The organism is Enterobacter sp. C6, from assembly GCF_008122455.1.
GTDB classification, from domain to species: Bacteria; Pseudomonadota; Gammaproteobacteria; order Enterobacterales; family Enterobacteriaceae; genus Enterobacter; species Enterobacter pseudoroggenkampii.
The window spans coordinates 1-25,668 of sequence record NZ_QPFW01000229.1 but is presented as its reverse complement, the minus strand read 5'-3'; the positions used below and the strand labels follow the sequence as shown (position 1 = coordinate 25,668).

Here is a 25,668-nt window from a genome sequence, read left to right as displayed (position 1 = left end):
CTGTAGAGGGCCGGGGATATTTAATTTAAATTCCAGAATAGTAAATCCCGTTAATTAGTGTGGATGCTTTTATTTTGTGCATTCAATCAAAATAGTGCTCGATAATGCTCGTTATCGTCGTGTAGAAAGAGGATGCTAATAAATATAAAGTGGTAGAGGAGGATGGGATATGTACGGATTTATTGCGCGACAACCCATTTTTAACCCTGAAATGAATACGGTGGCCTATGAGCTGCTCTTCAGAGACGGGATGACAAATCGTTTTCCGGATGTGTCGGCGGAATATGCCACGTCCAGAATGATATCCGATCAGTTTTTATGCGTGCCGTCCCAGCGCATCGCCGGGGCGCATACGTCGTTTATTAATTTCCCGTCGCGAATGGTCATTGACCGCAGTGGTGAAGCGCTGGATAAAGAGAGCGTGGTCATTGAGATCCTTGAAGATGCTGTGCCAGGGGCCGAGCTGCTGCAGGCCGTCAGGGAGATGAATGCGCATGGCTATCAGTTTGCGCTTGATGATTTTACCCTTGCACCAGAATGGGATGCATTTTTACCCTATATTTCAATCCTGAAATTCGACGTCAGAAATTACACCTTAGCGCAAATTAAAGCGTATCTGAAAGCGCGTAAACACCTGACCGGACATATTAAATATCTTGCTGAAAAAATTGAGACTAAAGAGGAATTCAACCAATACAAGGAGGAGGGATTCTCGCTGTTTCAGGGTTATTTTTTCTGCCGTCCGGAGGTCATTAAATATAAACGGCTGTCGCAAAATCAGCTGGCGATTTTTAGGCTGCAAATGGAGGTCGGACGCAATAAGCCTGATTTTCGGATCGTCGAGTCGTTGATAAAAACCGATCTCACGCTCTCTTATAAAATCATGCGCTACATGAAGCATACGGCGTTTAAGCATGTGGGTGCCTGTAATTTCAGCAAGTTAACCCTGAGTGAGGTGCTCAGATACCTCGGGGAAAACCAGCTTAGACGGTTTGTTGCCGTCGTGGTCCTCGCCAGTGCGGGCAATGATACCGTCAGCGAGCTTTACCCGTTGAGTATGATGCGCGGTAAGTTCTGTGAACTGATAGCTGAGACGATGAAAGAACCGGCGCTGGCTGAAAATGCGTTCATGTGCGGCCTGTTTTCTTTGCTCGATACCCTCCTTGAGCTGCCGATGGCAGAGTTAATGAAGCAAATTGCGGTGCCGCAGAGCGTGAGCAATGCGCTATGCGACCAGGAGGGACGGCTAGCCGATATGGTGAGCCTTTGCCGTTACTATGAACAGCAACAGTGGGACGAGGCGACCCGGGTTCGTCAGGCGCTGGGTCTGTCGGATGAGGACGTGGTGGAGGCGATGAGAAAGGCGACGATCTGGGCAGGAGAGAATGCGGTCAGTTAATCCTTCCTCACGTCGTACAGACGGCGCGAGGAAGAACGCGATACCGTTTATCGGCCCGCTTTTAATTTCTGATAATACTCTTCATAGAGGCGGCTGGCGTCACCGACATCGTTCTGCCATTCACCTTTACTGATGGTTTCAGCATCCGGGTAGAGCGATTTATCGTTAGCCACTTCCGGCTTCAGCAGCTTGCGTGCCGCGAGGTTTGGCGTCGGGTAGCCAATCGTCTCGGCAACCTGTTTCGCTACGTCCGGGCGCAGCAGGAAGTTAATCAGCTTCAGCGCCCCTTCAACGTTTTTCGCGTTGGCCGGAATCGACAGACTATCCATCCAGAAGATCCCGCCCTCTTTCGGCCAGACCACCTCAAGCGGCGTACCGGCCTGGCGGGCCACATACGCGGAGCCGTTCCACACCATCCCCAGATTCACTTCGCCTTCCATATACGGGTTAGCCGGGTTATCAGAGTTGAACGCCGCCACATTAGGCATCAGCTTTTTCAGCTCGGTATACGCCGCTTCAATCTCTTTTGGATCCGTCGTGTTGCCCGAGTAGCCCAGCTTGCGCAGCGCCACCTGGAATACTTCACGCGCGTCGTCGGTTAACAACAGGCTGCCTTTGTACTCCGGTTTCCACAGGTCGGCCCAGCTCGTCACCGTTTTCGGATCGACGGCCTCGCTGTTAACGCCAATCGCAGTTGCCCCCCAGATATACGGAATGGAGTAGTCGTTATTCGGGTCGAACGGCTTGTTGAGCATCTCCGGATCGAGGTTTGAAAAATGAGTTAGCTTTGTTTTATCGATCTTCTGGATCATGCCCTCTTTGCGCATTTTGTCGACAAAGTAGGTGGAAGGAACCACCAGATCGTACGCGCCGTCTTTGTAGGTTTTGAGCTTGGCATACATGGTTTCATTCGACTCGTAGGTCGAGTAGATCACCTTGATGCCCGTCTCTTTGGTGAACTGTTCCAGCAGGCCCGGCGGCACATACTCGGTCCAGTTGTAGAAGTAGAGCGTTTTGCTGTCATCAGCGTGCGCGGCACCCATGCCAAGCACCAGCGCCGCAGCGGCGAGCATTTTTTTCATTTCATTGTCCCCTGAGATTTTGTTTTATCACGAGCAATAACCTGGCTGGCGATCACCAGAACCAGCGAAAACACCAGCAGAATGGTCGCCAGCGCGTTCACCTCCGGTGAGACGCCGACTTTCACCATTGAATAGATCTTCAACGGCAGAATTTCATAGCTCGGCCCGGTCACGAAGGAGGACACGACCACGTCATCCATCGACAGGGTGAAGCTAAGCAGCCATCCGGCCGCCACGGCGGGCATCGCCAGCGGCAGGATGATTTTACGCAGGATGGTCATCTCGCTGGCGCCAAGATCCTTCGCCGCCTCCAGCATGCGTACGTCGAACCCTTTCAGGCGCGCGAAGACGGTCACCACCACAAACGGCAGGCAGAAGGTGATATGGGAAAACAGCAGCGACCAGAAGCCAAGCTGAACGCCCAGCAGCATAAACAGCACCAGCAGCGAAATCGCCATCACGATATCCGGCGACATCATCACCACAAACAGCATGCCGCTGACGAACGGCTTACCGCGAAAGCGATAGCGATAGAGCGCCACGGCGGTCAGGGAGCCAATCAGCGTGGCGAAGGTGGCGGAGAAGATCGCCATCGTCAGCGAGTGCTGAGCGGCCTGCAGCAGGCTGTCATTGTTCATCAGCAGGCTGTACCAGTCGGTGGTAAAGCCCTGCCAGTTAATCCCAAAGCGCGAGCTGTTAAACGAGTTCACGATCAAAATTATGATCGGGATATACAGGTAAGCGTAAATGGCGGTCATAAAACCGCAGCGAAGCAGTCGACCGATCATTCGAGTTCCACCTTCTTATTCAGCAGCCGTGAGGCGCGCCAGTAGACCAGCAGCATCAGACCCATCACCACCGTCAGCGTGATGCTGGTGGCGGACCCAAACGGCCAGTCGCGAATATTCAGGAACTGGCTCTTGATCACGTTACCGATCAGCAGATTTTTCGCCCCGCCCATCAGGTCAGAAACGTAGAACAAGCCCATCGCCGGGAGCATCACCAGTAGACAGCCCGCAATAATACCGGGCATCGTCAGCGGAATAATGATACGGATAAAGGTCTGCAGCCTGTTGGCACCCAGATCTTTTGCCGCTTCCAGCAGCGGTTTATCCAGCTTCTCAATGCTGGAGTAGAGCGGCATCACCATAAACGGCAGCAGGATATAGACCAGGCCGACAATCACCGCGCTCGGGGTAAACATGATGCGTATCGGCGTATCAATCACCCCCAGCCACAGCAGAAACTCATTCAGGTAACCCTTTGTGCTGAGGAAAATCTTCAGACCATAAATACGGATGAGCGAGTTCGTCCAGAAGGGAACAATCAGTAAAAACAGCAGCAGGGGGCGCACCTTTTGCGGCAGGCCCGCGAGGAACCACGCGAAGGGATATCCCAGTACCAGGCAGGCAATCGTGGCAATCAGCGCCATATTGAGCGAGTGCAGCAGCACGTCAAAATAGAGCGGATCGAGCAGACGCGCGTAGTTGTCCAGCGTAAAGACCAGCGAAACGAAGCTTGCGTCGTCGCGGGTCAGGAAGCTGGTGGCAATGATCATCAGGTTGGGTAAAAAGACAAACAACACAAGCCAACCGACGATCGTGGCAATCACCACATTCTGGAATTTACTTGTGTTCTTCATCAGCCAGCACAACCTCCCAGCTTTCTACCCAGTTGATAACCATTTTCTGGTCGAGAGAGTGGTCGAAGTCAGGGTCGTCTTCGTTAAAGAATTCGCTGACCATCACCATTTTGCCGTTCTCCAGCTCGACGACAGACTCCAGCGTCATCCCTTTGTAGTTGCGCTCGCGGATATAGCCGATTAACCCTTCGGCCTCGGTATTGCCGTGAATTTCATCGACGCGCAGATCTTCCGGGCGCAGCAGAACGTTGAGCTTTTGTCCCTTTTCGACGGGGAAATTTACCGTGATATTGCACTCGCGTCCTTCGACGCTGGCGCGCACGCGCTGGTCGTCCAGACGCTCAATCACCGTGGCGTCAAAGATATTGATCTCGCCAATGAAGCTGGCGACAAACAGATTCTTCGGCTCTTCGTAGATTTCACGCGGCGTGCCGTCCTGCTCGATTTTGCCGTCACGCATCACCACGATGCGGTCGGACATGGTCAGGGCCTCTTCCTGATCGTGGGTGACGAAGACAAAGGTAATGCCGAGCTTGCGCTGCAGGGCTTTGAGCTCATTCTGCATCTGCTTGCGCAGCTTGTAATCCAGCGCCGAGAGGGATTCATCCAGCAGGAGCAGACGCGGCTTGTTGACCACGGCGCGGGCGATGGCCACGCGCTGCTGCTGGCCGCCGGAAAGCTGATGGGGTTTACGCTGAGCAAACGTCTCAAGCTGCACCATTCGCAGGGCGTCGGTAACGCGCGGTTCGATCTCGCTCGCCGGGGTTTTTTGCATCCGCAGGCCAAATGCCACGTTCTCAAACACGGTCATGTGCGGGAAGAGGGCATAGCTCTGAAAGACAGTGTTGACGTGGCGGTCTTCGGCGGGAACCCGGGTGATGTCCTGGTTCTCAAGATGGATATGGCCGTTATCGACGCTTTCCAGCCCGGCGATAAGGCGCAGTACGGTTGTTTTGCCGCAGCCGGAGGGGCCAAGCAGCGTCAGAAACTCACCGTCATTGATGGTGAGAGTGAGGTCAGAAATGACGTCCTTGCCATCAAAACTTTTACGAATTCGTTCCAGTTTCACCAGCGGTGAACGGGTTTGTGTATTCAATTTTTGCGCTGTCCCATATAGACGCCTCAGGCAGCAGACTGAAGCGGGGTTTGTGTGTAACCACCTTGGTGACTCGTAATGAGGGCGGACATTCTACGGCAATCCCCTGCAATCGCCAATCCTTGTCACTGATTCATAAGCTACATTTACTAACGCATAACGATATAAACGGAAAATATTCTCGTTTGCGGGATAAAAGTGACCTGACGCAATATTTGCGTTTTGATGCTTATTGATAATGTTGTCACAAAAAGTGAGGGTGACTGCATGGATAAATTACTTGAGCGTTTTTTACAGTACGTTTCGCTGGATACCCAATCTAAGCCGGGTGTTCGCCAGGTGCCGAGCACCGAAGGCCAGTGGAAGTTATTAAATCTGCTCAAAGAGCAGCTTGACGCCATGGGGCTGGTCAACGTCACGTTAAGCGAGAAAGGCACTGTGATGGGAACGCTGCCGGCGAATGTCCCGGGTGACATTCCGGCAATTGGCTTTATCTCCCATGTCGACACCTCTCCGGATTTTAGCGGTAAACATGTGAACCCGCAGATTGTGGAAAACTACCGCGGCGGCGACATTGCGCTGGGCATTGGCGACGAAGTGCTCTCGCCTGTCATGTTCCCGGTGCTGCACCAGCTGCTGGGCCAGACGCTGATCACCACCGACGGCAAAACGCTGCTGGGGGCGGATGATAAAGCGGGGATCGCGGAGATCATGACCGCGCTGGCGGTGCTGAAGGATAAAAACATTCCGCACGGGGACATCCGCGTGGCCTTTACGCCGGACGAAGAGGTCGGCAAGGGCGCGAAGCACTTCGACGTAGAGGCCTTTAACGCGCAGTGGGCCTATACCGTTGACGGCGGCGGCGTCGGTGAACTGGAGTATGAAAACTTCAATGCCGCGTCCGTTACGATCAAAATTGTCGGCAATAACGTTCACCCCGGTTCGGCGAAAGGCGTCATGGTGAACGCGCTGTCGCTGGCGTCACGAATTCATGCGGAAGTCCCGGCGGAAGAGAGCCCTGAACAGACCGAAGGGTATGAAGGTTTCTATCACCTGACCAGCATCAAAGGCACCGTGGACAGCGCGCAGATGCACTACATCATCCGCGATTTCGACCGCAAAGCCTTTGAGGCGCGCAAGCGTAAGATGATGGAGATCGCCAAGAAGGTGGGTAAAGGATTACACCCTGATTGCTACATTGAACTCATCATCGAAGACAGCTATTACAACATGCGCGAGAAGGTGATGGCGCATCCGCATATTCTCGATATCGCCCAACAGGCGATGCGCGACTGCGATATTGAACCGCAGCTGAAGCCGATTCGCGGCGGCACCGACGGTTCTCAGCTGTCGTTTATGGGGCTGCCGTGCCCGAACCTGTTTACCGGTGGCTATAACTACCACGGCAAGCATGAGTTTGTGACGCTGGAAGGGATGGAAAAGGCGGTGAAGGTGATTGTGCGGATAGCGGAGTTGACCGCGAAGCGGTAAGAAAAAGCCCGGTGGCGAAGCGCCACCGGGCATTACAGCAACTCAGTCCTCAAAGAACCAGTACCCGCTGTTGACCAGCGCGGCAAGCATCGCGAGGAAGGATGGGTCTTCCAGCGCATCACCAAAGGTGTCGGCAGTCAGCACCAGATGGCTGGCAATGGCTTCCAGCGCCGGACGGTGCGGTGAGTCCAGCTTCTCGCCGTTGACGAACACGTCCTCACCAATGCGCAGCACGCGTAATCCGCCCAGACGTACCAGCTTATCGCCCTGCTGGAGCGCATCATAAATCTCGTCAGCCTGATACGGCGGCTCCGGCGGCGCAACGTCCAGCTCGTGACGAGACTGGCTGATAAACTCGCCAAACCACTGTTTGAAGTGCTCCGGCTCGTTAATCAGATCCAGCATCATGCCGCGCAGCTTATCCAGCTCTGCGGGCAGGATATCGGCCGGATGCTCGCGCGCAGGTACATCAGGGTCGCTGTAACGATAGCTGCCCAGCTCGCGTTGCAGAACGTAGTCGGCAAATCCGCTGATCATCTCGCGGCCGCTTGGCGCGCGGAATCCTACGGAGTAGTTGAGTGAGTTTTCCAGCGAGTAGCCCTCGTGAGGGAATCCCGGCGGAATGTAGAGAATGTCACCCGGCTCCAGCTCTTCGTCGATAATCCCTTCAAACGGGTCAACCTGAAGCAGGTCCGGATGCGGGCAGTGCTGCTTCATTGGCACTTTTTCGCCCACGCGCCAGCGGCGGCGGCCCGTACCCTGAATAATAAACACGTCGTACTGGTCCAGATGCGGACCGACGCCACCGCCAGGAACGGAGAAGGAGATCATCAGATCGTCCATGCGCCAGTCGGGCAGGGCGCGGAACGGACGCATTAAGGCGGCCGTTGGCTCGTGCCAGTGGTTGACCGCCTGCACCAGCAGAGACCAGTTGTTTTCACCGAGGTGATCGTAGCTTTCGAAAGGACCGTGGCTAACCTGCCATTTCCCGTCCTGGTGGCTGACCAGACGGCTGTCGACTTCGTTTTCCATGGCCAGGCCGGCCAGTTCGTCAGGCGAGATGGGGTCGACAAAGTTGCTGAACCCGCGCTTCAGAACCACCGGGCGTTTCTGCCAGTAACGTTCAATAAACTCGGGCCAGTTAAGTGTTAAGTGATAATCCATAATTTTTTTATTCCGCAGGCTCTTACTGACTCGGATTATAACGGAAGCTCAGCCCCCCGGCTGCGAGATCCTCGCATTTTTCACATAACGGGTTAACTATCGTTCGATGTGGGCTGCTGGCGACCAAAAATGACCTCCATTCTGGCGCCGCCCAGCAGGCTTTCGCTGGTTTCGATTTTTCCGTCGTACTGATCGACAATCTCGCGCGCGACGGCTAATCCTACGCCCTGGCCTGGACGTAGCGTATCGGCGCGCTGACCGCGATCGAACACCACGTCACGTTTATTGCGCGGGATCCCCGGGCCATCATCCTCAACGATGATATGCAGCTCGGTTTCCGTCTGACGTGCAGACACTTCCACGAACTCCAGACAGTATTTGCAGGCGTTATCCAGCAGGTTACCCATGACTTCCATGAAGTCATTTTTTTCACCCACAAAGCTTATCTCTGGCGAGATATCGAGGCTGATGTTCACCCCTTTACGCTGATACACCTTGTTGAGGGCGGACGTGAGGTTATCCAGAAGCGGCGCTACCGGATGCAGCTCGCGGCTCAGAAGTGCGCTTCCTGAACGCATGCTGGCGCGATGCAGGTAATAGCCAATTTGCTGTGAAATACGGCTGATCTGTTCCAGCATCACCGGCTCGGCATCGTCAACGCTCAGCTTCGAACTGCGCATTGAACGCAGGGTACTTTGCATCACGGCCAGCGGGGTTTTCAGGCTGTGGGTCAGGTCGGTAAGGGTGGTACGGTATTTATCGTAGCGTTCGCGTTCACTTTTCAGCAGGCGGTTGAGGTTACGCACCAGGCTGGTGAGCTCGCGGGTGGTTTCCGGGTTAAGCTTTTCGCGATGATGTTCTTCCAGTTCCCGAACCTCTTTCGCCAGTGATTCGATGGGGCGCAAGCTCCACCACGCCGCCACCCACAGCAGCGGGATCACCAGCAGCAGATTTGCCGCCAGAACGTAGATGAACCAGCTCCAGACCATATAAGAACGCTTCAGCTCGACCGGAATGGTGTCGATCACCACGATGGTCAGCTGCGGCATGTTCAGCGTCGCCGGGTAGAGGTTAATCGCGACGGAGTGCGTCATCTCCGTTTCGGCGTTGTCGGCGCGGATCTCGTTCAGCTTTTGCTGCAGGGAGCGATCTTCACGGATCAGCGAGCTGGTGGTGTTGAGATCGGCTTCAATTTCATGAAAACCGTTGGTTTTGAGCCAGTCCGGACGAATACTTTTGACCAGCCACGGGATGTCCCGCTGCGCCCACAGTAGCTTCCCCTTTTCGTTATAAATCAGGGCCAGCGTGGGACTCTGCTGATTGAGGTTTTCCGGCATTTCGACGGTGATTTTATTGTTTTCCCACTTCGCCAGGGTATAAAACAGGTTGCTTTCGCCACGCAACAGGCGAAAGGTGGTTTTATCAAAGCTGACGCTGTAGCCCACCAGGGCGACCATGCCGTAGGAGAGCGACAGCACCAGCACGACGGCTGCCGTTGCCAGTAAAAAGCGCACCCGCAGCGAGAGGGGCAAAATATGGCGCAAGATCCGTCTCATTTAGCGTAATTCGAACAGGTAGCCCTGGCCACGGACGGTAGTAATCACATCCTGCGGATATTGCGCCTGAATTTTCTTACGTAAACGTCCCATCAGCACGTCAATAGTATGGCTCTCGCGCAGTTCAGCATCAGGATAGAGCTGTAGCATCAAGGAGTCTTTGCTCACTACCTTGCCGTTGTTACGGATCAGCGTTTCCATAATGGTGTATTCGAAGGCGGTGAGCTTGATCACTTCATCATTGATGGATAATTCCCGGCGGGAGAGATCGACCTGGAAAGGCGGGATGGAAATAACCTGTGAAGCCAGCCCGCTGTTGCGGCGTAACAGCGCCTGCATGCGCGCCGCCACCTCTTCAATATGGAACGGCTTGGTGACGTAATCATCCGCACCCGCGCTGAGCACTTCAACCTTATCCTGCCAGCCTTCACGGGCGGTCAGCACCAAAACCGGCAGGGAGACATCATGGCTGCGCCAGCGGCGAATTAACGACAGACCGTCTTCGTCAGGCAACCCTAAATCGACAATGGCGATATCCGGCAGGTGTTCATTGAGATAATAATCGGCTTCTTTTGCATCTTCAGCATCGTCCACCTGATGTCCCATCTCCTGAAGCTGAACCTTCAGGTGATGACGTAGCAATGCGTTATCCTCAACAACCAGTACGCGCATCATCTCTTCTCCCTAAATAATTGGTATGAATAGTTTAACGCTGATTATGTTGTTGTGGGGATAAACATTGAGTAAACCGGGGAAAAGCATCCCCCTTTTCGGGCGAAAAGGGGGAGAGGGGCGTTACTTCAGCTCGTCGACCATGGTGATGGCGCGGCCAATGTAGTTCGCCGGGGTCATCGCCTTCAGGCGCGTTTTCTCTTCTTCCGGCAGCGCCAGACCGTCGATAAACTGCTTCATGCCTTCGGCGTCAACGCGTTTGCCGCGGGTCAGCTCTTTCAGCTTCTCGTACGGTTTTTCGATACCGTAACGGCGCATCACGGTCTGGATTGGCTCTGCCAGCACTTCCCAGTTGTGATCCAGCTCGTCCAGCAGACGGTCACGGTTCACTTCCAGCTTGCTCACGCCTTTCAGGGTGGACTGATACGCGATCAGCGCGTAGCCGATGCCCACGCCCAGGTTACGCAGTACGGTGGAGTCGGTCAGGTCGCGCTGCCAGCGGGATACCGGCAGTTTGCTCGCCATATGCTGCAGCACGGCATTCGCCAGGCCCAGGTTGCCTTCGGAGTTTTCGAAGTCGATCGGGTTCACTTTGTGCGGCATGGTGGAAGAGCCGATTTCACCCGCGATAGTTTTCTGTTTGAAGTGGTTCAGGGCGATGTAGCCCCACACGTCACGATCGAAGTCGATCAGGATGGTGTTGAAGCGCGCGATGCAGTCAAACAGCTCGGCGATATAGTCGTGCGGCTCAATCTGGGTGGTGTACGGGTTCCACTGAATGCCCAGAGAGGTCACGAACTCTTCGCTGAACTGGTGCCAGTCCACTTCCGGGTAAGCGGCGATGTGGGCGTTATAGTTACCGACCGCGCCGTTGATTTTGCCGAGGATCTCAACCTGCTCCAGCTGACGGTACTGGCGCTCCATACGGTACGCGACGTTCGCCATCTCTTTACCCATCGTGGATGGGGTGGCTGGCTGGCCGTGGGTACGGGAGAGCAGCGGAATGTCGCGGTATTCCACGGACAGCGCTTTTACCGCGTCGATGATTTTACGCCAGTAAGGCAGCACCACCTCTTTGCGCGCGGTGGAGAGCATCAGCGCATGAGACAGGTTGTTGATGTCTTCAGAGGTACAGGCGAAGTGAATGAACTCAGACACGGCGTGCAGCGCAGGGACGCTTTCCACTTTCTCTTTCAGGAAGTACTCAACCGCTTTCACGTCGTGGTTGGTAGTGCGTTCAATGGTTTTAATGCGCGCGGCGTCTTGTTCGCTAAACTCAGCAACGATTTTATCAAGGTAATCGTTTGCCTTTTCGTCAAAAGCAGGAACTTCCTTGATTGCTGCCTGGGCGGCCAGCTTTTGCAGCCAGCGTACTTCAACCTGAACACGGAACTTCAGCAAACCATATTCGCTGAAGATCCCGCGCAGCGCGCTGACTTTATCGCCGTAGCGTCCATCGACAGGGGATACGGCGGTCAGTGAGGATAATTCCATAATTCGCAACTCCGGGAGGTTAACAATGAGCAAGAATTTGTTTTGCCTGAGTGGTCAGGCGATTACGAGAAAACATTAACTGCAGGCGGCCACCGCCAACCTGATGCCACAGCACGGCGGCGCGGATCCCAGCCAGCAGGGACGCACGCACTTTTGCCTGTACCTGCGGACTTTGCAGCACGGCAGGGGAACCGGTGACCTGAATACGCGGGCCCAATGGGCTGATAACGTCAACATAAATGCCGGCCATGGCGCTGAGCAGCGTGTCGGACTGCAGATCAAAATGGTCGAGCTGACGCTGTAACCCGGCAATACGATCGCCCAGGGTATTGAGCGCGCCTTTTGCTGCGCTCAGCTTACGCTCCAGCACCATCAGGCTCAACGTGTAGCGGGTCAGCTCCGCGTTTAATCCCTGACGGCTGCTGGCGTTAAGCACGCCAAGCAGGGTTTCAAGACCGAGACGAAGATTGGTTTCACTGCCGCCGAACACACCCAGGGTCGAGCCGGGGTTGAGATCGATAACGCTGTTGAGTGAAACGTGCAGGGCGTCAGCATCGCAATGACCCTGATGCGCCAGCTGTTGCACCAGACGGGCTGACTGGCAAATTCCCGCCAGTGCCAGGGTGATGTCATAGTAGTTCTTCGCCACACGGTCTCCTTTATGTGTGCAATCGTATTAAACAGCAGGCAGCGGCAGGCGCTGTTCAATGATCCCGCCGCCCAGGCAGATCTCACCGCTGTAGAAGACAGCAGACTGACCCGGGGTGACGGCGGCGACCGGCTCGTCGAAGCGCACCTCAATGCGATCGTCATCAAGCGCGGTAATGGTGCAAGGAATATCGGTCTGGCGGTAGCGGGTTTTCACCGTGCAGCGCAGCGTGCCTTTCAGCGGCTCACGATCGACCCAGTGCAGCTGCTGGGCGATAAGGCCAACGGACATCAGACGCGGATGATCGTGACCCTGGGCAACAACCAGAATATTGTTTTCGACGTCTTTGTCGACAACATACCACGGATCTTCGCTACCTTCTTTGGTCCCGCCGATACCCAGGCCTTTACGCTGGCCGAGCGTGTGGTACATCAGCCCCTGATGCTGGCCAATCTCTTCACCGTCGACGGTGACAATTTTACCCGGCTGTGCGGGCAGGTAACGTCCCAGGAAATCGCGGAATTTGCGCTCGCCGATGAAGCAGATGCCGGTAGAGTCTTTTTTCTTCGCGGTGATCAGGTCCAGCTCTTCGGCGATTTTACGCACCTGCGGCTTTTCCAGCTCGCCGACCGGGAACAGGCTCTGGGCGATTTGCTCGTGGCTCAGCGTATAGAGGAAATAGCTTTGATCTTTATTGCCGTCCAGACCGCGCAGCAGCTGGCTTTTGCCATTCATGTCTGCACGACGCACGTAGTGACCGGTCGCGATGTAGTCTGCGCCCAGATCTTCTGCAGCGAATTCGAGGAAGGCCTTAAATTTGATCTCTTTGTTGCACAGAATATCCGGGTTCGGCGTGCGGCCCGCTTTGTACTCTTCGAGGAACAGTTCAAAAACGTTGTCCCAGTATTCTGCGGCAAAGTTAACGGTGTGCAGTTCAATGCCGAGCTTATCGCATACGGCCTGCGCGTCGGCGAGATCCGCAGCGGCAGTGCAGTATTCCTCGCCATCATCTTCCTCCCAGTTCTTCATGAACAGGCCCTCCACCTTATAGCCCTGTTGCTGTAACAGGTAGGCGGAAACGGAGGAATCGACACCGCCGGACATGCCGACGATCACTTTTTTCTGGCTATTATCTGACATGGAATACTCACGACATTGAACTTCAAGGCGGCGTATTCTATCACGCCCCCCCACCATTGGCACCCTCTGTAAACGGCCAGTTAAATGCGCCGATGACATCCAGCGGTAAGCGGCCAGCAGACTGCCAGCAGCGAATGCTTTCCGCAACCAGCGGCGAGCGCAGGTTTGGCGCGTTCAGGATCTCGTTGGCAGTGACCCACAGACAGCGGTCGATATCGTCATCCTGCGGCTCTGTGGCGCACGTTTCGCTAAGCTCAACGGCAAATAAAAAGCGCAGGAACGGAGTGTGATCGGGCGCGATCCACTGGTGCATACGGATGAAGTGCTGGGGTTCAGCGTGAATGCCGGTCTCTTCCCACAGCTCGCGTTTCGCGGCCTGCAGCAGGGTCTCATTGGCTTCAAGATGCCCGGCAGGCTGGTTCCACAGCGCTTTGCCGTTAATGCTCTCTTCGACAACAAGGAATTTACCCTTAGCGTGGACCACGCAGGCAACCGTGACATGAGGTTTAAACATAGTGACTCCTTAAGGGGTGACGTCTCGCCATTCGCCGTTTGCCAGCGTTTCCAGCGTGTAGCTGCCCATGGCGTAGCGAATCAGACGCAGGGTAGGGAAGCCGACGTGCGCGGTCATGCGGCGAACCTGGCGGTTGCGGCCTTCATAAAGGGTAATTTTGAGCCAGCTTGTAGGAATGGATTTGCGTTCGCGAATCGGCGGGTTGCGCGGCCACAGCCACTCCGGTTCATTCACGCGTTCAATACCTGCGGGCAGGGTGGGGCCGTCGTTCAGCGTCACGCCGCTGCGTAATTTTTCCAGCGTTTCTTCGTCCGGCTCGCCTTCGACCTGGACGAAGTAAATTTTACCGGTGCGTTTCCCGGGCTGCGTGAGCTTCGCCTGCAAGGCGCCGTCGTTGGTTAAGACCAGCAGGCCTTCGCTGTCGCGGTCCAGACGGCCCGCGGCGTAGACGCCCTGAACAGGTATATAGTCCTTCAGCGTGCTGCGCCCGGCTTCATCGGTAAACTGCGGCAAAACATCGTAGGGTTTATTGAACAAAATAACCCGCTTCGGCTGGGTTTCCTGCGGTCTTCTGGCGGCTTGTCGCGAGCTGAATCGCTCAACCCGGTGTTTTGTAAAAGAAGTTTTCTTCATGGTATTTTCAGGCGTTATCAATTGCCGCATTATAGCCTAATAACGAAGACCTTTCATGGCGCAGGACAATCAGGTACTATCGAAGGGCTCATTACAATTTATTAACATAAGATCAGTAACAACCAGAAGCGCTCGAAGGAGAGGTTAATGGAAAGCAAAGTAGTTGTTCCGGCGGAAGGTAAAAAGATCACCCTGCAAAACGGCAAGATTAACGTTCCTCACAATCCGATTATCCCGTTCATCGAAGGTGACGGTATCGGTGTAGACGTTACCCCGGCAATGCTGAAAGTGGTTGATGCCGCTGTTGAGAAAGCCTACAAAGGCGAGCGTAAAATTTCCTGGATGGAAATTTACACCGGTGAGAAATCTACTCAAGTTTATGGCCAGGACGTCTGGCTGCCAGCAGAAACGCTGGACCTGATCCGCGACTACCGCGTTGCTATTAAAGGCCCACTGACGACGCCAGTTGGCGGCGGTATCCGTTCCCTGAACGTGGCACTGCGTCAGGAGCTGGACCTGTACGTATGTCTGCGTCCGGTTCGTTACTATCAGGGCACCCCTAGCCCGGTTAAGCACCCTGAACTGACCGATATGGTTATCTTCCGCGAAAACTCAGAAGACATCTACGCGGGTATCGAATGGAAAGCCGACTCTGCTGACGCAGAAAAAGTGATTAAATTCCTGCGCGAAGAGATGGGCGTGAAGAAAATTCGCTTCCCTGAGCATTGCGGTATCGGCATTAAGCCGTGCTCCGAAGAAGGGACCAAGCGTCTGGTGCGTGCAGCCATCGAATATGCAATCACCAACGACCGTGACTCTGTGACCCTGGTTCACAAAGGCAACATCATGAAGTTCACCGAAGGCGCGTTCAAAGACTGGGGTTACCAGTTGGCGAAAGAAGAGTTCGGCGGTGAGCTGATCGACGGTGGCCCATGGCAGAAGATCAAAAACCCGAACACCGGCAAAGAGATCATCATTAAAGATGTGATCGCCGATGCGTTCCTGCAGCAGATCCTGCTGCGTCCTGCAGAATACGACGTGATTGCCTGTATGAACCTAAACGGTGACTACATCTCTGACGCTCTGGCAGCACAGGTTGGCGGTATCGGTATCGCCCCTGGCGCGAACATCGGTGACGAGTGCGCCCTGTTCGAAGCGACCCACGGTACTGCACCAAAATACGCAGGTCAGGACAAAGTGAACCCAGGCTCTATCATCCTGTCCGCAGAGATGATGCTGCGTCATATGGAATGGTTCGAAGCCGCAGACCTGATCGTTAAAGGTATGGAAGGCGCGATCAACGCGAAAACCGTAACTTACGATTTCGAACGTCTGATGGAAGGCGCTAAGCTGCTGAAATGTTCAGAGTTTGGCGACGCGATTATCGCGAACATGTAATCCAGTTTCTGGGTTAAACAAGAGCGGGGGCCTGAGGGTTCCCGTTTTTTTTGCCTCTGCCTGCGGGAGACAACACGATGCTAGCTACTGTCCTTATCGCTGTCGTTGCACTCATCCATCTCTACATTCTTGTGCTGGAAATGTTCCTGTGGAATACCAAAACAGGGCACAAGGCCTTTAATCTGCGTCCCGACTTTGCGCGCGACACCCGCGTGCTGGCTGCAAATCAGGGGCTGTATAACGGTTTTCTGGCGGCCGGCCTGCTCTGGAGCCTCTGGCTCGGCGAAAAGGGGATTCAGGTGGCTATCTTCTTCCTGGCCTGCGTGTTGATTGCCGGACTTTTTGGCGCGGCCACCGCCAGTCGAAAAATTTTGTATGTACAGGCCGTGCCCGCACTCGCTGCGCTGCTTGCGTTACTTATCTGAAGCAATGCTTTGGTTGAGATAACGCGTCCGATATACTCGTGACGTTACCCTTAAAGGCCAGAGACGAGACTGTTATGAATAACGATATCCCACTGAAATATTATGACATTGCCGAGGAGTATGCGACGGAAGCCGCAGAGCAAGTCGCGGAGTCAGAACTCGACGCGCTGGCACATTATTTCCAGCTGCTGCTCACCCGTTTATCGAATAATGAGGAGATCAGCGAGGAGGCTCAGCAGGAGATGGCCGCTGAGGCCGGGATCCGTGCGGGTCGTATTGATGATATTGCGAATTTCCTCAATCAATGGGGAAATGAATAGTCTGCTTTAAAAACCGTTATGCTGATGCTTTGCGATACAGCTCAGCATCACGCTATCGGACCACATGCATTTTTTCCGCAGAATATGCGAAGCAGGTTTGTCGATAAACAGCACGAAAATCACGGTCAGAAAAAAGAGTACCACTGGAAAAAGTAAGGATAATTTCACGTTTTTAACCAAAATAAGAGTGTGTTTCCGGGGAATCTACCATCTGATTGTGACGACTATATGTTTTTGCGTAAAAAATGGAAACGCCAAATCTAAAAAAAGGTCATGCCAGGCTTCTGGTTACGGTGCAACACCGGTGAGTCGTTTCGCCAGCTCGCTCCGGGTGAGTGCTTTTGAAAAATACCATCCCTGAATCAGCGCATCGGGATATCTGCTCGCAATAAAGCGATACTGAACTTCATTTTCCACGCCCTCGAAAACAAGCGTTTTATTCAACTTCGCGAGGGCATCGCTGAAGATAGCAAAGATGTTTTGCTTATAATGTTCGCTGATGCCATCCACCAGTGACTTATCGATTTTAATCTCATCATATTCAAGCAACGACAGGCGGGCGAGGTTTGAATTTTGCACGCCAAAATCATCTATTGATATTTTAACGCCGAGCGACTTGAGCTCCTGACAGAACCCCTCGAGGATATCTGCCGTGGAAACGGCTTTCTCAGAAAGTTCGACCTTCATCAGAGAAAGGGGAAAGTGATTGGCTAAACACGCTCGACGCAAAATGTTAATGAACTGCCCATCTTCAATTTCCTTCCGCCCAACGTTAATGGAGACGATCAGCTGATGTTTAATCGCCAGCGGGGCAATTTCTGAGAGGGATTTTTCGATAATATTATTATAATATTTTTTATACAGACCGATTTTTTTTATTAATGGGATAAACAGCTCCGGAGAGACGTCCCCATGCTTTTGGTCGCGCCATCGCGACAGAACTTCTACACCCACGATTTTTTGATCGTGAATGCGGATAATAGGCTGGTAGTTAACGCTGATGGTATTGGTCAGGACGGCCTTGATCAGCGTACGTTCCAGAGAAAAACGGTCTTCATAGATACGGAAGATAAATAACGTTATCGCGACCCAGATAAAAAAGAGTATGGCCGTGAGAAACGAAAAGATAAACAGGGGTAACGAGGCCAGCCCTGCATCGTGATGCTTCACGATGACGCACAGGTCCCAGAAGGCGCTGCACTGCGTCAGGGTCAGGGTAAACAACGACGAATGCAGCCAGCTCTGCTGTGTTAGCTCAGGGGAGGTCGTAAAAAAGGTTCTGCCGAAGTCTTTGGTGGTGGTACTCAGGGAATAGCTTGCCGTAACCGGGGTGAATTTATCGTAAGCATAGCGAGTGGTGAAGATAATAATATTATTATAAATTGCCGCATTGCCCGTGAAAAAATCTTTTCTGGAAAACTGCGCCAGAAGAAAGCCTCTCGGCGTTTTATGCAGTTCCGCAGGAAGCGCTACGGGCGTTGCAAGTTTACCCCAAAAAGCAGTACAGACTATTTTTCCCTTCTCGATAAAGCCAATATCGTCGAAATAATAGTTATTCAGCGTTATTTGTCTGTAACTATCAAGACTGGTTTTATCACATCCCTGCGTAGTAATGCTTTTAAGGGCCAGCGCTATGCTTTGGGACAGGTCTTCCGAATAATGTAATAGGGTAAGGGATATCTCACGCTGTTTGCTCTTCTGCTGCCCCACGATAACAGCATTGACCGCATAAAGAGACAGGATGACCAGGAGCGTTGAAACGATCGCAACGGCAACGAGTTTTTTCATTTTCCAGTTATCCTGTCCGCTCCCTGATTTGACAAATCTTAACACAGCCAGGGCAAGGCACAAGCCTGATAATCACGTCAGGTGATCAAATTCGGGCAGGTGAACTCATACGAAAGTATCAGTTTTTTAAGACAATTCTCAGCTAAGCTATTTTCATTGTTATAAGCAATACCGGGTAAGTACAGGCTCTTCTTCCAGAACATCGATGCTTGTTTTTTCTATTAAGGAAAACATCGTGCGCAACGTGATGAACCCTATTCTGAGTGCCTTGTTTCTTTTTCTGAGCGGCATTCTGATTATTAACTGGCAGCTATGGCAGATGGCGAAGGCTAATAATAGTCATACCGCCATGGCAAGCACCCAGAAAATAGAAAATATCCTGGCGGAAGCCGTCAGTGCGGCCAGCACGGCGAAGCGCGTTGCTGAGCAGGGGTGTACCAGCAGCGGACAGCTGGCGCTGGGGACAGAAGCCGCGCTAAAACCACATCTGCGCGCCATCATGATCCAGCAGCAGGGTAAAATCATCTGTACTTCCCTTCCCGGGAATGGCGTATTGATTGTGCATCCGGAGACGTTACCTGAACATAAATTAATGCTGCTGCCCGGCAATCGACTGGTGAACGGCGTCCCGGTGCTTGTCTTCCAGATGCCCATCTCGGGAGGGCGTGTCATCGTCAGCGTCAGTGATGCGCATTTGCAGGACGTCATCGCGAACGCATCAAACGGCGTTGATCTGGGGTTGGTTGTCGGCAATAGCATGCTTGGGCGCAATGGTGATGTGACCGGCTGGAAAGCGGCCTCGTGGACGGGGTTACTTACGGCATCTACACAATTCCCCTTTAGTCTGGCCTGGCAACCGCCTGCCTTTTTTAGCCTGACGCGGCTGCTGCAACAGGGATGGAGCCTGATACTACTGATTCTCGTGCTATCGGTGGCGGTGGGCATTTTGATCCGCCGTTACAAGGGGAAATGCACCTCATTTGAAGACGACTTACGTAAGGCCATTTTGCAGGGGGAGATCGTGCCGTATTACCAGCCGATCGTGAACGGTGATACCGGCGGGCTGTATGGCGTTGAAGTCCTGGCAAGATGGAAGCATCCAAAGTCAGGCTTTATTCCACCGGATGTCTTTATTCCAATTGCCGAACGTAGCGGTTTGATTATTCCGCTAACCAAAGGGTTGATGGCGAAAGTGGTGATGCAGCTTAAGCCGCTTTTGCCTAAGCTCCCGGACGGGTTTCATATCGGGGTGAACATCAGCGCCAGACACATCAATGCGCCATCCTTCATCGGTGACTGTCGTGTCTTCGGGAAGGGGTTTCAGGGTAAAGAAGTCAAACTGGTTCTCGAGGTGACCGAGCGTGAACCGCTGATCGATAATCCTCACCTGGTGGAAAACCTTAACATGCTGCATAACGCCGGTTTTGTCATTGCACTGGATGATTTTGGTACCGGCTATTCAGGTCTTTCATGCCTTAATGCGCTTGCCATTGATTATATTAAAATTGATAAAAGCTTTGTGAACCGGGTTTCAGATGAAAAAGACTCAACGATCCTGCTGGACTGCGTCATTGACCTGGCGAAAAAACTCTCATTACGCATTGTGGCTGAAGGCGTAGAAACGAAAGCGCAGCTGGAGTATCTCAACCGTAATGAGATTACGCTGTTACAGGGTTATTATTTTGGTAAGCCCGTCTCCTATATCGATTTTATTAAAGTCATTTTATCTAAGCCCCGGGAGACGGTAAGTTTGTAAAACGAAATTACGACGAGCTTCTGTTGCATGCTTAAGTGCAATTCATTTTCCTCTTATCCTGAGCTTTGTTACAGTGACAAGAGTTGTCAGCCAGGGATGTCAGGCGTGATAAGGTGGAAAAGCTCGTGCATGTGAAAAATACTTTTTACACAACAACCATTACCGTCATCATTGTCTCATTGATCATCTCGCTGTCGCTTGCCGTCCAAATTGCCACGTCCAGACAGCAGTCAATCCAGCAAATTAATACCAGCGTCGCTAACCTGAGCCATACCCTTGATGTGTACACCGAGGGGATCATGCGCCAGAGTGAAATGTTAATTACTACCGTTTCCGACATAATCGAAATTTATGGTATGACCCCGCAGCAGGCGACCCATATTCAGCGGATGATAAATAATCAGGATAATCTCCTTACCCAGATTAATAATGTGGTTGTTTACGATGCTCAGGGCGATATCTTTACCGCGTTGCACGAAACTTTTACGGGCCCACGCAAAGGATCGGACAGGTCATTTTTTATCTATCACAAGGAAAATAAAAATCAGCAGATTTTTATTGGCGAGCCCGTAGTCAGCAGAACCAATGGTAAATGGGTCATCACCATTAGTCGGCGCCTTGAAACCCACACCGGGGCATTTAACGGTGTTGTGGTGGTGACCCTGGGTATCGAAAATTTTCTCGCGCTCTACGGGCAGATTAATATTGGTCACGCGGGCGTCATTGGCTTAACAACAGAGTCAGGCGTGCTGCTGGTCCGTTATCCTTTTAAAAATACCTATATTGGCACGATTGTTTCCGATTCACCGCTCTTCAGGAAATACCTCAAGGTACAAAATACCGGGATAGCCAGTTCCATTTCGCGGTTTGATAAGATCGAACGCATTTATGCCTATGAGAAAAACAGACGCTACGGGCTGGTCACCACCGTGGCCGTCAGCATTGATGAGGCCCTTGCACCCTGGCGCAAGCAGGCGATTCAGTTGGCGGTACTCATTTTCGTGTTCACGGCGATACTCATCGTCGCGTCATACTTCCTGTATTCCGACTTATCCAGAAAAAACCGAGATAACAAGGCGCTGAAGATTATCGCCTCTGAGGATGCGCTGACCGGGCTTTACAACCGTCGCATTTTTGATGAAAAAATCCTCTCGGAAATCGCGCTTTGTGCCGCGCATGATGCACCGATTTCGATACTGATTGTGGACGTGGACTTCTTCAAAAAATACAACGATAACTACGGCCATCCGGAAGGGGACCGCTGTCTGGCGCTGCTGGGAAACAGTCTCAGGGAGAGTCTTACTCGTGGTAATCAGATCGTGGCGCGCTACGGCGGAGAGGAGTTTGCGCTGATATTACCTGATACGGACATCCAGGAAGCGCTTCGTCTGGCCCAGACGATTATTCGCAATGTGTTCTCGCTGCAAATCGCCCATGCCTTTAGCCCCTTCGGGCGGGTAACGGTCAGCGTCGGAATTTCTACCGCACGTGCCGTCGACATCGCGGGCAGCCAGCAGAATATCATTATCGCAGCTGACCAGGCGCTATATCAGGCAAAACGCGCGGGACGTAACCGGTACGCGTTTGTTGGGGTATGACAGGAAAAAACACATAGAGTGATGCTTGTCACAAATTTCCTTTCTCAGATCCTGTGCTATTCTTTTTTGTGTCGTTGATTTAATGACAAAAACCATACAGAGAGGAAAGTTATGGGAATTTTATCCTGGATTATCTTTGGGCTTATTGCGGGTATTCTGGCGAAGTGGATCATGCCGGGCAAAGATGGCGGTGGGTTTATCGTCACCGTAATACTGGGTATTGTCGGTGCGGTAGTCGGCGGCTGGATCAGTACGCTGTTCGGTTTTGGCAAGGTCGATGGCTTTAACTTCGGCAGTTTCGCCGTCGCGGTGATCGGTGCGCTGGTTGTTCTGTTTATCTACAGAAAGATCAAAAGCTAAGTTCTGAAAACGATGAAAAAGGCTGCCGGATGGCGGCCTTTTTACGTATCGGGTTTACCACCAGCCAAGCTGCGCGCCGGCAAACGCCGCAATGGCAACGATCAGCATAATGACGGTTGTCTTCCGCATTTATGCCCCCGGAGCCGCGTAGCCGCCGACAAAAAACCACGCTAAAAAAACCACCGCCGTTATAAATATAACGACCGGGAAGAGGATCCCTATTCTCATACCATCACCTGTTTCGGTTTCAATAACGCCGTAGAGTGTACGGGGTTAATCCATGGTGAGAAAGCGTGTTTTGCTTTTTCCTTTCTTATCCTGATACATCGCCACATCCGCGGCGCGTAACGCGCTGTCAGGATCGGTTACAGCAGGGTCCACTTCGATAACGCCGAAGCTGGCTCCCGGATAAATAATATGAACGCTGCCCAGCCAGTATTCGCCGGCGATGCAGGCGCTGAGGAGCGTTTTGAGCAACGTAAGCTGCGCGTTATCCCCGTCCTGGTGGGGCTGGCTCAGCGACGCGACCAGAAATTCATCACCCCCCAGACGACCGATAATATCGTCCTGCTGTTTCTCTTCGGTCAAACGCTTGCCCACTTCTATCAGGAACTGGTCGCCAGCCTCGTGGCCGTAACGATCGTTAATCAGCTTGAAATCATCCAGATCGATAAATGCGATGATGGCGTTACGCTTCAGGTGCCGGGCCAGAGAAAAGAGGGTGGTCAGATCTTCAAAAATGGCGCGACGGTTGGGTAAACCGGTAAGGGCATCCGTATAGGAGTGCGCGATGAGGGCCGCATTGGCTTCGCGAAGCTGGGTCACCAGCGACTCTTTCTGAATGGACTGGGCAATCAGCCCGGCGAAGAGCTTCAGAACCTGTTCACCGCGCTCGCTCAGCGGCTTTCTGGCCGTGCTGGTGGCGCAGAGCGTTCCGTAAAGTGAACCATCCGCAAGATGGACTGGAATACTCATGTAGGTGGTAATGCCAAGCGCTTTTGCAGCTTCACACTCGGGCCAGCGTTCGGGCACGTCGTTGCTGAACATCGTGTCACTGTCCAGCGCGCGTTTGCACAGCGTCTCATCCCATGGGACGCTCAACCCCTCCGGGATCGTCATCTGTTTGCTGTTGCGGGCATAGAGGATGTGCTGCAGCCGCGCCTCGATATCCACCTTCGTCAGGTAGGTCGACTCCATGTCGGTGACAATCTCCAGCATCTCCAGCAGCTGGCGAACGAGGCTTTCAAGGGATTGCTCGGTGGCAAGGGTTTCTGAAACGCGAGCGAGGATAAGATCCGACATGACGTAGAATGACTCCCAGGCAGAAGACGTCTGCATCTGCATGTTATGCTGAGTTTTTAGGCTTCTGGCATAGTAAAACATGAATACAGAAAATTTAATATATGCAGGGAGCGGGCAGCAGGATAGAAAAAAAGCCCCGTTGTTGAGACCGGGGCAAAGACATCTTGATTACGGAATGATGTTCTCTGGTCATATCGAGAACATGCCACACTATAGTGCTGAAAAGTGCAGTTAAAATGGAGAAATCATGGAGAACGCGGCGATGACCCGTTACCCTTAGACTGTCATGATGTCACAAGGATCAATGAGATGAGATTTCTGCTTCTGGCGCTGGCGCTTCCCCTGGCCGCCTGCACCGCAAAAACCACGCCACCCGATGCACCGAAACCGCCGCACGTTATCGGTATGGCGAACCCGGCCTCCGTCTACTGCCTGGAGAAAGGCGGGGAACAGATCCCGGTTCAAAGTCCGCAGGGCGTTCGCACCGAGTGCAAATTACCGGGCGGCGAAGTGATCGATGAATGGACGCTCTATCGTCGCGATCATCCACAACCCACCAGGTGACAGACGGATACCGCCTGCGATACACTTCTCTTTAGGATTAATCTTAGCCAGTTTCTGGCGTTCGTTTCCGCGAGAGAAGTATGTTTCAGCTAAAACCGGGCAGCATGGCGATGATCGTGGGTGCCCGCACGGCGTCAGGCCGTCGAAATATTGGTAAATCTGTTGAGCTGTTTGGCCTGTGCCAGCCTGGCCTGCGCTTCGTTAACCCGGTCAACGGCGTGATGACGCAATTACCGACCACCGCAGATCGTGCGCTCTGGCTGGTGACGGGGGATGTCTACGCCTTTGACAATCAGCACGGCTTTGCGTTTGTCCGCGCCGAACATCTGATGCCGCTCACCCCCGATGAAGCGCCGCAAATCCTCGATGAGCTGGCGATCGGCTGATCACAGGTGGCGCAGCCAGTCGGCTAAGACCAGGGCGTGATTTTGCTCCGTGTTTTTGGCAGCAAAGAGCAGGGTGACGGTCTGCCTGTGCGCCAGCGTTGCCAGACGCACGCCCTCGTCAGCATGCTGCGCCAGCTCTTCCCGATAGGCCTGACTGAAGGCGGCGAAATCAATGGTTTCGCTATGAAAGGCCTTGCGTAGTTCAGTTGAGGGCGTGAGCGCTTTACACCATTCGTCATACGCGAGGTCCGTTTTCTTAACACCGCGCGGCCACAGCCTGTCCACCAGTACCCGATAGCCGTCGTCAGGGCCTGCCTGTTCGTACACGCGTTTGCATTGAATCATGATTCCACCCTCCCAATTTAAGGTATTGTGATAATTGCAAAAGATCGGTAGTCTGAGGTTCCTTATGTTATCTGATAATACTCTGGCATAAGGAACCTTTCATGGAACACCTCCCGGTTAAAACGACGCTGCGCATTGCGCTGGTTGGCGATTACAATCCCAGTGTAATTGCGCATCAGGCGATCCCGCTGGCCATCGACGACGCCGCCGCAGTGCTTGACCTCACCGCCGATTACGACTGGCTTGCCACCACGGAGCTGACAAGCCCTGAAGATCTGGTGGGCTACGATGCCATCTGGCTGGTACCCGCCAGCCCCTATAAAAACACCGAGGCCGCTTTTATCGCCGCGCGCTATGCCCGTGAAAACAGCATCCCGTTCCTGGGCACCTGCGGCGGGTTCCAGCATGCGCTGATTGAGTATGCCCGAAACGTGCTGGGCTGGGCTGATGCGGCACACGCTGAGACGGATACCGAAGGCACCATGGTGATTGCGCCGCTGACCTGCTCGCTGGTGGAAAAAACCGATGCGATTGAACTGCGCAAAAATACGCTGATCGCCAAAGCGTACGGCAAGCCGGAAATTGAAGAGGGATATCACTGTAACTATGGCGTGTCGCCGGCGTTTGCGCAGGCGCTGGAAAGCGGTGATATGCATGTTACGGGCTGGGACGACCAGGGAGAAATTCGCGCCGCAGAACTGGTCACGCACCCGTTCTTCGTGATCACCTTATTCCAGCACGAGCGTGGTGCGCTGGAAGGACGTCCGGTCGTGCTGGTGCAGGCGATGCTGCGCGCGGCCCGCGGTTAAAAAAGGCAGACCCGAGGGTCTGCCACACTGTTTAACGGGGCGCGATCTCCCGGTCTCGCCCGGCTAAGATGCCGCAGAGGGCCAT

General features: G+C 53.3%; 27 protein-coding genes. 11 read left to right on the top strand and 16 right to left on the bottom strand.

Annotated features, from left to right (window positions below; all coding sequences use genetic code 11):
• Window positions 1-169: 169 nt before the first annotated feature.
• Entirely contained in the window at window positions 170-1,399 is a 1,230-nt protein-coding gene (locus DOU50_RS14325) for an EAL and HDOD domain-containing protein (protein WP_148769615.1), read from the top strand.
• 47 nt (window positions 1,400-1,446) lie between these two features.
• Here DOU50_RS14325 and potD read toward each other — a convergent pair whose 3' ends face one another.
• Genes potD through potA form a run of 4 tightly spaced genes read right to left on the bottom strand, consistent with a single transcriptional unit; the run spans window position 1,447 to window position 5,249 of the window.
• Window positions 1,447-2,481 (bottom strand): spermidine/putrescine ABC transporter substrate-binding protein PotD, encoded by a 1,035-nt coding sequence (potD, locus tag DOU50_RS14320; RefSeq protein ID WP_024908601.1) that lies wholly within the window; start codon window positions 2,479-2,481, stop codon window positions 1,447-1,449.
• Window positions 2,478-3,269 carry a spermidine/putrescine ABC transporter permease PotC gene (gene potC, locus DOU50_RS14315; RefSeq protein WP_148769614.1) on the bottom strand — a complete coding sequence of 264 codons (792 nt, stop codon included), beginning with the start codon at window positions 3,267-3,269 and terminating at the stop codon, window positions 2,478-2,480. Before potC ends, potD begins: the two co-directional genes overlap by 4 nt.
• Window positions 3,266-4,123: a spermidine/putrescine ABC transporter permease PotB gene (potB, locus tag DOU50_RS14310; RefSeq protein WP_032650877.1), complete on the bottom strand. Its 858-nt coding sequence runs from the start codon at window positions 4,121-4,123 to the stop codon at window positions 3,266-3,268. The genes potC and potB overlap by 4 nt, the downstream gene beginning before the upstream one ends.
• Window positions 4,107-5,249 (bottom strand): spermidine/putrescine ABC transporter ATP-binding protein PotA, encoded by a 1,143-nt coding sequence (gene potA / locus DOU50_RS14305; RefSeq protein ID WP_175557795.1) that lies wholly within the window; start codon window positions 5,247-5,249, stop codon window positions 4,107-4,109. Before potA ends, potB begins: the two co-directional genes overlap by 17 nt.
• 237 nt (window positions 5,250-5,486) lie before the next feature.
• Here potA and pepT point away from each other — a divergent pair, with 237 nt between their 5' ends.
• The gene (pepT, locus tag DOU50_RS14300) at window positions 5,487-6,710 is read left to right on the top strand and encodes a peptidase T (RefSeq protein ID WP_024908598.1); all 1,224 of its coding nucleotides are present in this window, start codon (window positions 5,487-5,489) and stop codon (window positions 6,708-6,710) included.
• A gap of 42 nt (window positions 6,711-6,752) precedes the next feature.
• On the opposite strand, the gene DOU50_RS14295 is transcribed toward pepT, so the two are convergent.
• From DOU50_RS14295 to rluE, 8 genes are all read right to left on the bottom strand, one after another.
• Complete coding sequence (locus DOU50_RS14295) at window positions 6,753-7,874, bottom strand: cupin domain-containing protein (RefSeq protein WP_024908596.1); 1,122 nt, start codon at window positions 7,872-7,874, stop codon at window positions 6,753-6,755.
• A 92-nt stretch (window positions 7,875-7,966) separates the two neighbouring features.
• On the bottom strand, window positions 7,967-9,430 hold the full coding sequence (gene phoQ / locus DOU50_RS14290) for a two-component system sensor histidine kinase PhoQ (RefSeq protein WP_024908595.1): 1,464 nt from the start codon (window positions 9,428-9,430) through the stop codon (window positions 7,967-7,969).
• A complete protein-coding gene (gene phoP, locus DOU50_RS14285) occupies window positions 9,431-10,102 on the bottom strand; it encodes a two-component system response regulator PhoP (RefSeq protein WP_024908594.1) in 672 nt (223 codons plus the stop codon). It lies immediately after the preceding gene.
• Window positions 10,103-10,225: 123 nt separating this feature from the next.
• Entirely contained in the window at window positions 10,226-11,596 is a 1,371-nt protein-coding gene (gene purB, locus DOU50_RS14280) for an adenylosuccinate lyase (RefSeq protein ID WP_008500757.1), read from the bottom strand.
• 19 nt (window positions 11,597-11,615) lie between these two features.
• Complete coding sequence (gene hflD / locus DOU50_RS14275) at window positions 11,616-12,245, bottom strand: high frequency lysogenization protein HflD (protein WP_008500756.1); 630 nt, start codon at window positions 12,243-12,245, stop codon at window positions 11,616-11,618.
• Window positions 12,246-12,272: 27 nt separating this feature from the next.
• Window positions 12,273-13,385 (bottom strand): tRNA 2-thiouridine(34) synthase MnmA, encoded by a 1,113-nt coding sequence (mnmA, locus tag DOU50_RS14270; protein ID WP_148769613.1) that lies wholly within the window; start codon window positions 13,383-13,385, stop codon window positions 12,273-12,275.
• A 40-nt stretch (window positions 13,386-13,425) separates the two neighbouring features.
• Window positions 13,426-13,899, bottom strand: a complete 474-nt coding sequence (locus tag DOU50_RS14265) for an NUDIX hydrolase (RefSeq protein ID WP_148769612.1) — start codon at window positions 13,897-13,899, stop codon at window positions 13,426-13,428.
• Between the two features lie 9 nt (window positions 13,900-13,908).
• Window positions 13,909-14,562, bottom strand: a complete 654-nt coding sequence (gene rluE, locus DOU50_RS14260) for a 23S rRNA pseudouridine(2457) synthase RluE (protein ID WP_032650888.1) — start codon at window positions 14,560-14,562, stop codon at window positions 13,909-13,911.
• Between the two features lie 117 nt (window positions 14,563-14,679).
• Here rluE and icd point away from each other — a divergent pair, with 117 nt between their 5' ends.
• The 3 genes from icd to DOU50_RS14245 all read left to right on the top strand — a co-directional run bounded on the left by icd (window position 14,680) and on the right by DOU50_RS14245 (window position 16,675).
• The gene (gene icd, locus DOU50_RS14255; protein WP_008500752.1) at window positions 14,680-15,930 is read left to right on the top strand and encodes an NADP-dependent isocitrate dehydrogenase; all 1,251 of its coding nucleotides are present in this window, start codon (window positions 14,680-14,682) and stop codon (window positions 15,928-15,930) included.
• A 77-nt stretch (window positions 15,931-16,007) separates the two neighbouring features.
• Window positions 16,008-16,355, top strand: coding sequence for a DUF1304 domain-containing protein (locus DOU50_RS14250; RefSeq protein ID WP_032650890.1), 348 nt, complete (start codon window positions 16,008-16,010; stop codon window positions 16,353-16,355).
• A gap of 74 nt (window positions 16,356-16,429) precedes the next feature.
• Window positions 16,430-16,675, top strand: coding sequence for a DUF2543 family protein (locus DOU50_RS14245; RefSeq protein ID WP_024908590.1), 246 nt, complete (start codon window positions 16,430-16,432; stop codon window positions 16,673-16,675).
• Window positions 16,676-16,963: 288 nt separating this feature from the next.
• Here DOU50_RS14245 and DOU50_RS14240 read toward each other — a convergent pair whose 3' ends face one another.
• Window positions 16,964-18,463: a cyclic diguanylate phosphodiesterase gene (locus DOU50_RS14240; protein WP_148769611.1), complete on the bottom strand. Its 1,500-nt coding sequence runs from the start codon at window positions 18,461-18,463 to the stop codon at window positions 16,964-16,966.
• A 235-nt stretch (window positions 18,464-18,698) separates the two neighbouring features.
• Between DOU50_RS14240 and DOU50_RS14235 the strand changes: the two genes are divergently transcribed.
• From DOU50_RS14235 to DOU50_RS14225, 3 genes are all read left to right on the top strand, one after another.
• A complete protein-coding gene (locus tag DOU50_RS14235) occupies window positions 18,699-20,219 on the top strand; it encodes an EAL domain-containing protein (protein WP_148769610.1) in 1,521 nt (506 codons plus the stop codon).
• A 113-nt stretch (window positions 20,220-20,332) separates the two neighbouring features.
• Window positions 20,333-21,817 (top strand): diguanylate cyclase, encoded by a 1,485-nt coding sequence (locus tag DOU50_RS14230; protein ID WP_416202957.1) that lies wholly within the window; start codon window positions 20,333-20,335, stop codon window positions 21,815-21,817.
• Window positions 21,818-21,928: 111 nt separating this feature from the next.
• Window positions 21,929-22,177 (top strand): GlsB/YeaQ/YmgE family stress response membrane protein, encoded by a 249-nt coding sequence (locus DOU50_RS14225; protein WP_008500746.1) that lies wholly within the window; start codon window positions 21,929-21,931, stop codon window positions 22,175-22,177.
• 129 nt (window positions 22,178-22,306) lie between these two features.
• Here DOU50_RS14225 and DOU50_RS14220 read toward each other — a convergent pair whose 3' ends face one another.
• The gene (locus tag DOU50_RS14220) at window positions 22,307-22,405 is read right to left on the bottom strand and encodes a YoaK family small membrane protein (protein ID WP_014883431.1); all 99 of its coding nucleotides are present in this window, start codon (window positions 22,403-22,405) and stop codon (window positions 22,307-22,309) included.
• A 45-nt stretch (window positions 22,406-22,450) separates the two neighbouring features.
• Window positions 22,451-23,479, bottom strand: coding sequence for a sensor domain-containing diguanylate cyclase (locus DOU50_RS14215; RefSeq protein ID WP_148769626.1), 1,029 nt, complete (start codon window positions 23,477-23,479; stop codon window positions 22,451-22,453).
• Window positions 23,480-23,788: 309 nt separating this feature from the next.
• Here DOU50_RS14215 and DOU50_RS14210 point away from each other — a divergent pair, with 309 nt between their 5' ends.
• On the top strand, window positions 23,789-24,043 hold the full coding sequence (locus tag DOU50_RS14210) for a DUF333 domain-containing protein (protein ID WP_024908585.1): 255 nt from the start codon (window positions 23,789-23,791) through the stop codon (window positions 24,041-24,043).
• An 80-nt stretch (window positions 24,044-24,123) separates the two neighbouring features.
• The gene (locus tag DOU50_RS14205) at window positions 24,124-24,429 is read left to right on the top strand and encodes a periplasmic protein (protein WP_032650897.1); all 306 of its coding nucleotides are present in this window, start codon (window positions 24,124-24,126) and stop codon (window positions 24,427-24,429) included.
• On the opposite strand, the gene DOU50_RS14200 is transcribed toward DOU50_RS14205, so the two are convergent.
• The gene (locus DOU50_RS14200; RefSeq protein ID WP_032650899.1) at window positions 24,430-24,774 is read right to left on the bottom strand and encodes a DUF488 domain-containing protein; all 345 of its coding nucleotides are present in this window, start codon (window positions 24,772-24,774) and stop codon (window positions 24,430-24,432) included.
• 101 nt (window positions 24,775-24,875) lie between these two features.
• Here DOU50_RS14200 and DOU50_RS14195 point away from each other — a divergent pair, with 101 nt between their 5' ends.
• Entirely contained in the window at window positions 24,876-25,583 is a 708-nt protein-coding gene (locus DOU50_RS14195; protein ID WP_061715518.1) for a CTP synthase, read from the top strand.
• The last annotated feature ends 85 nt before the right edge of the window (window positions 25,584-25,668 follow it).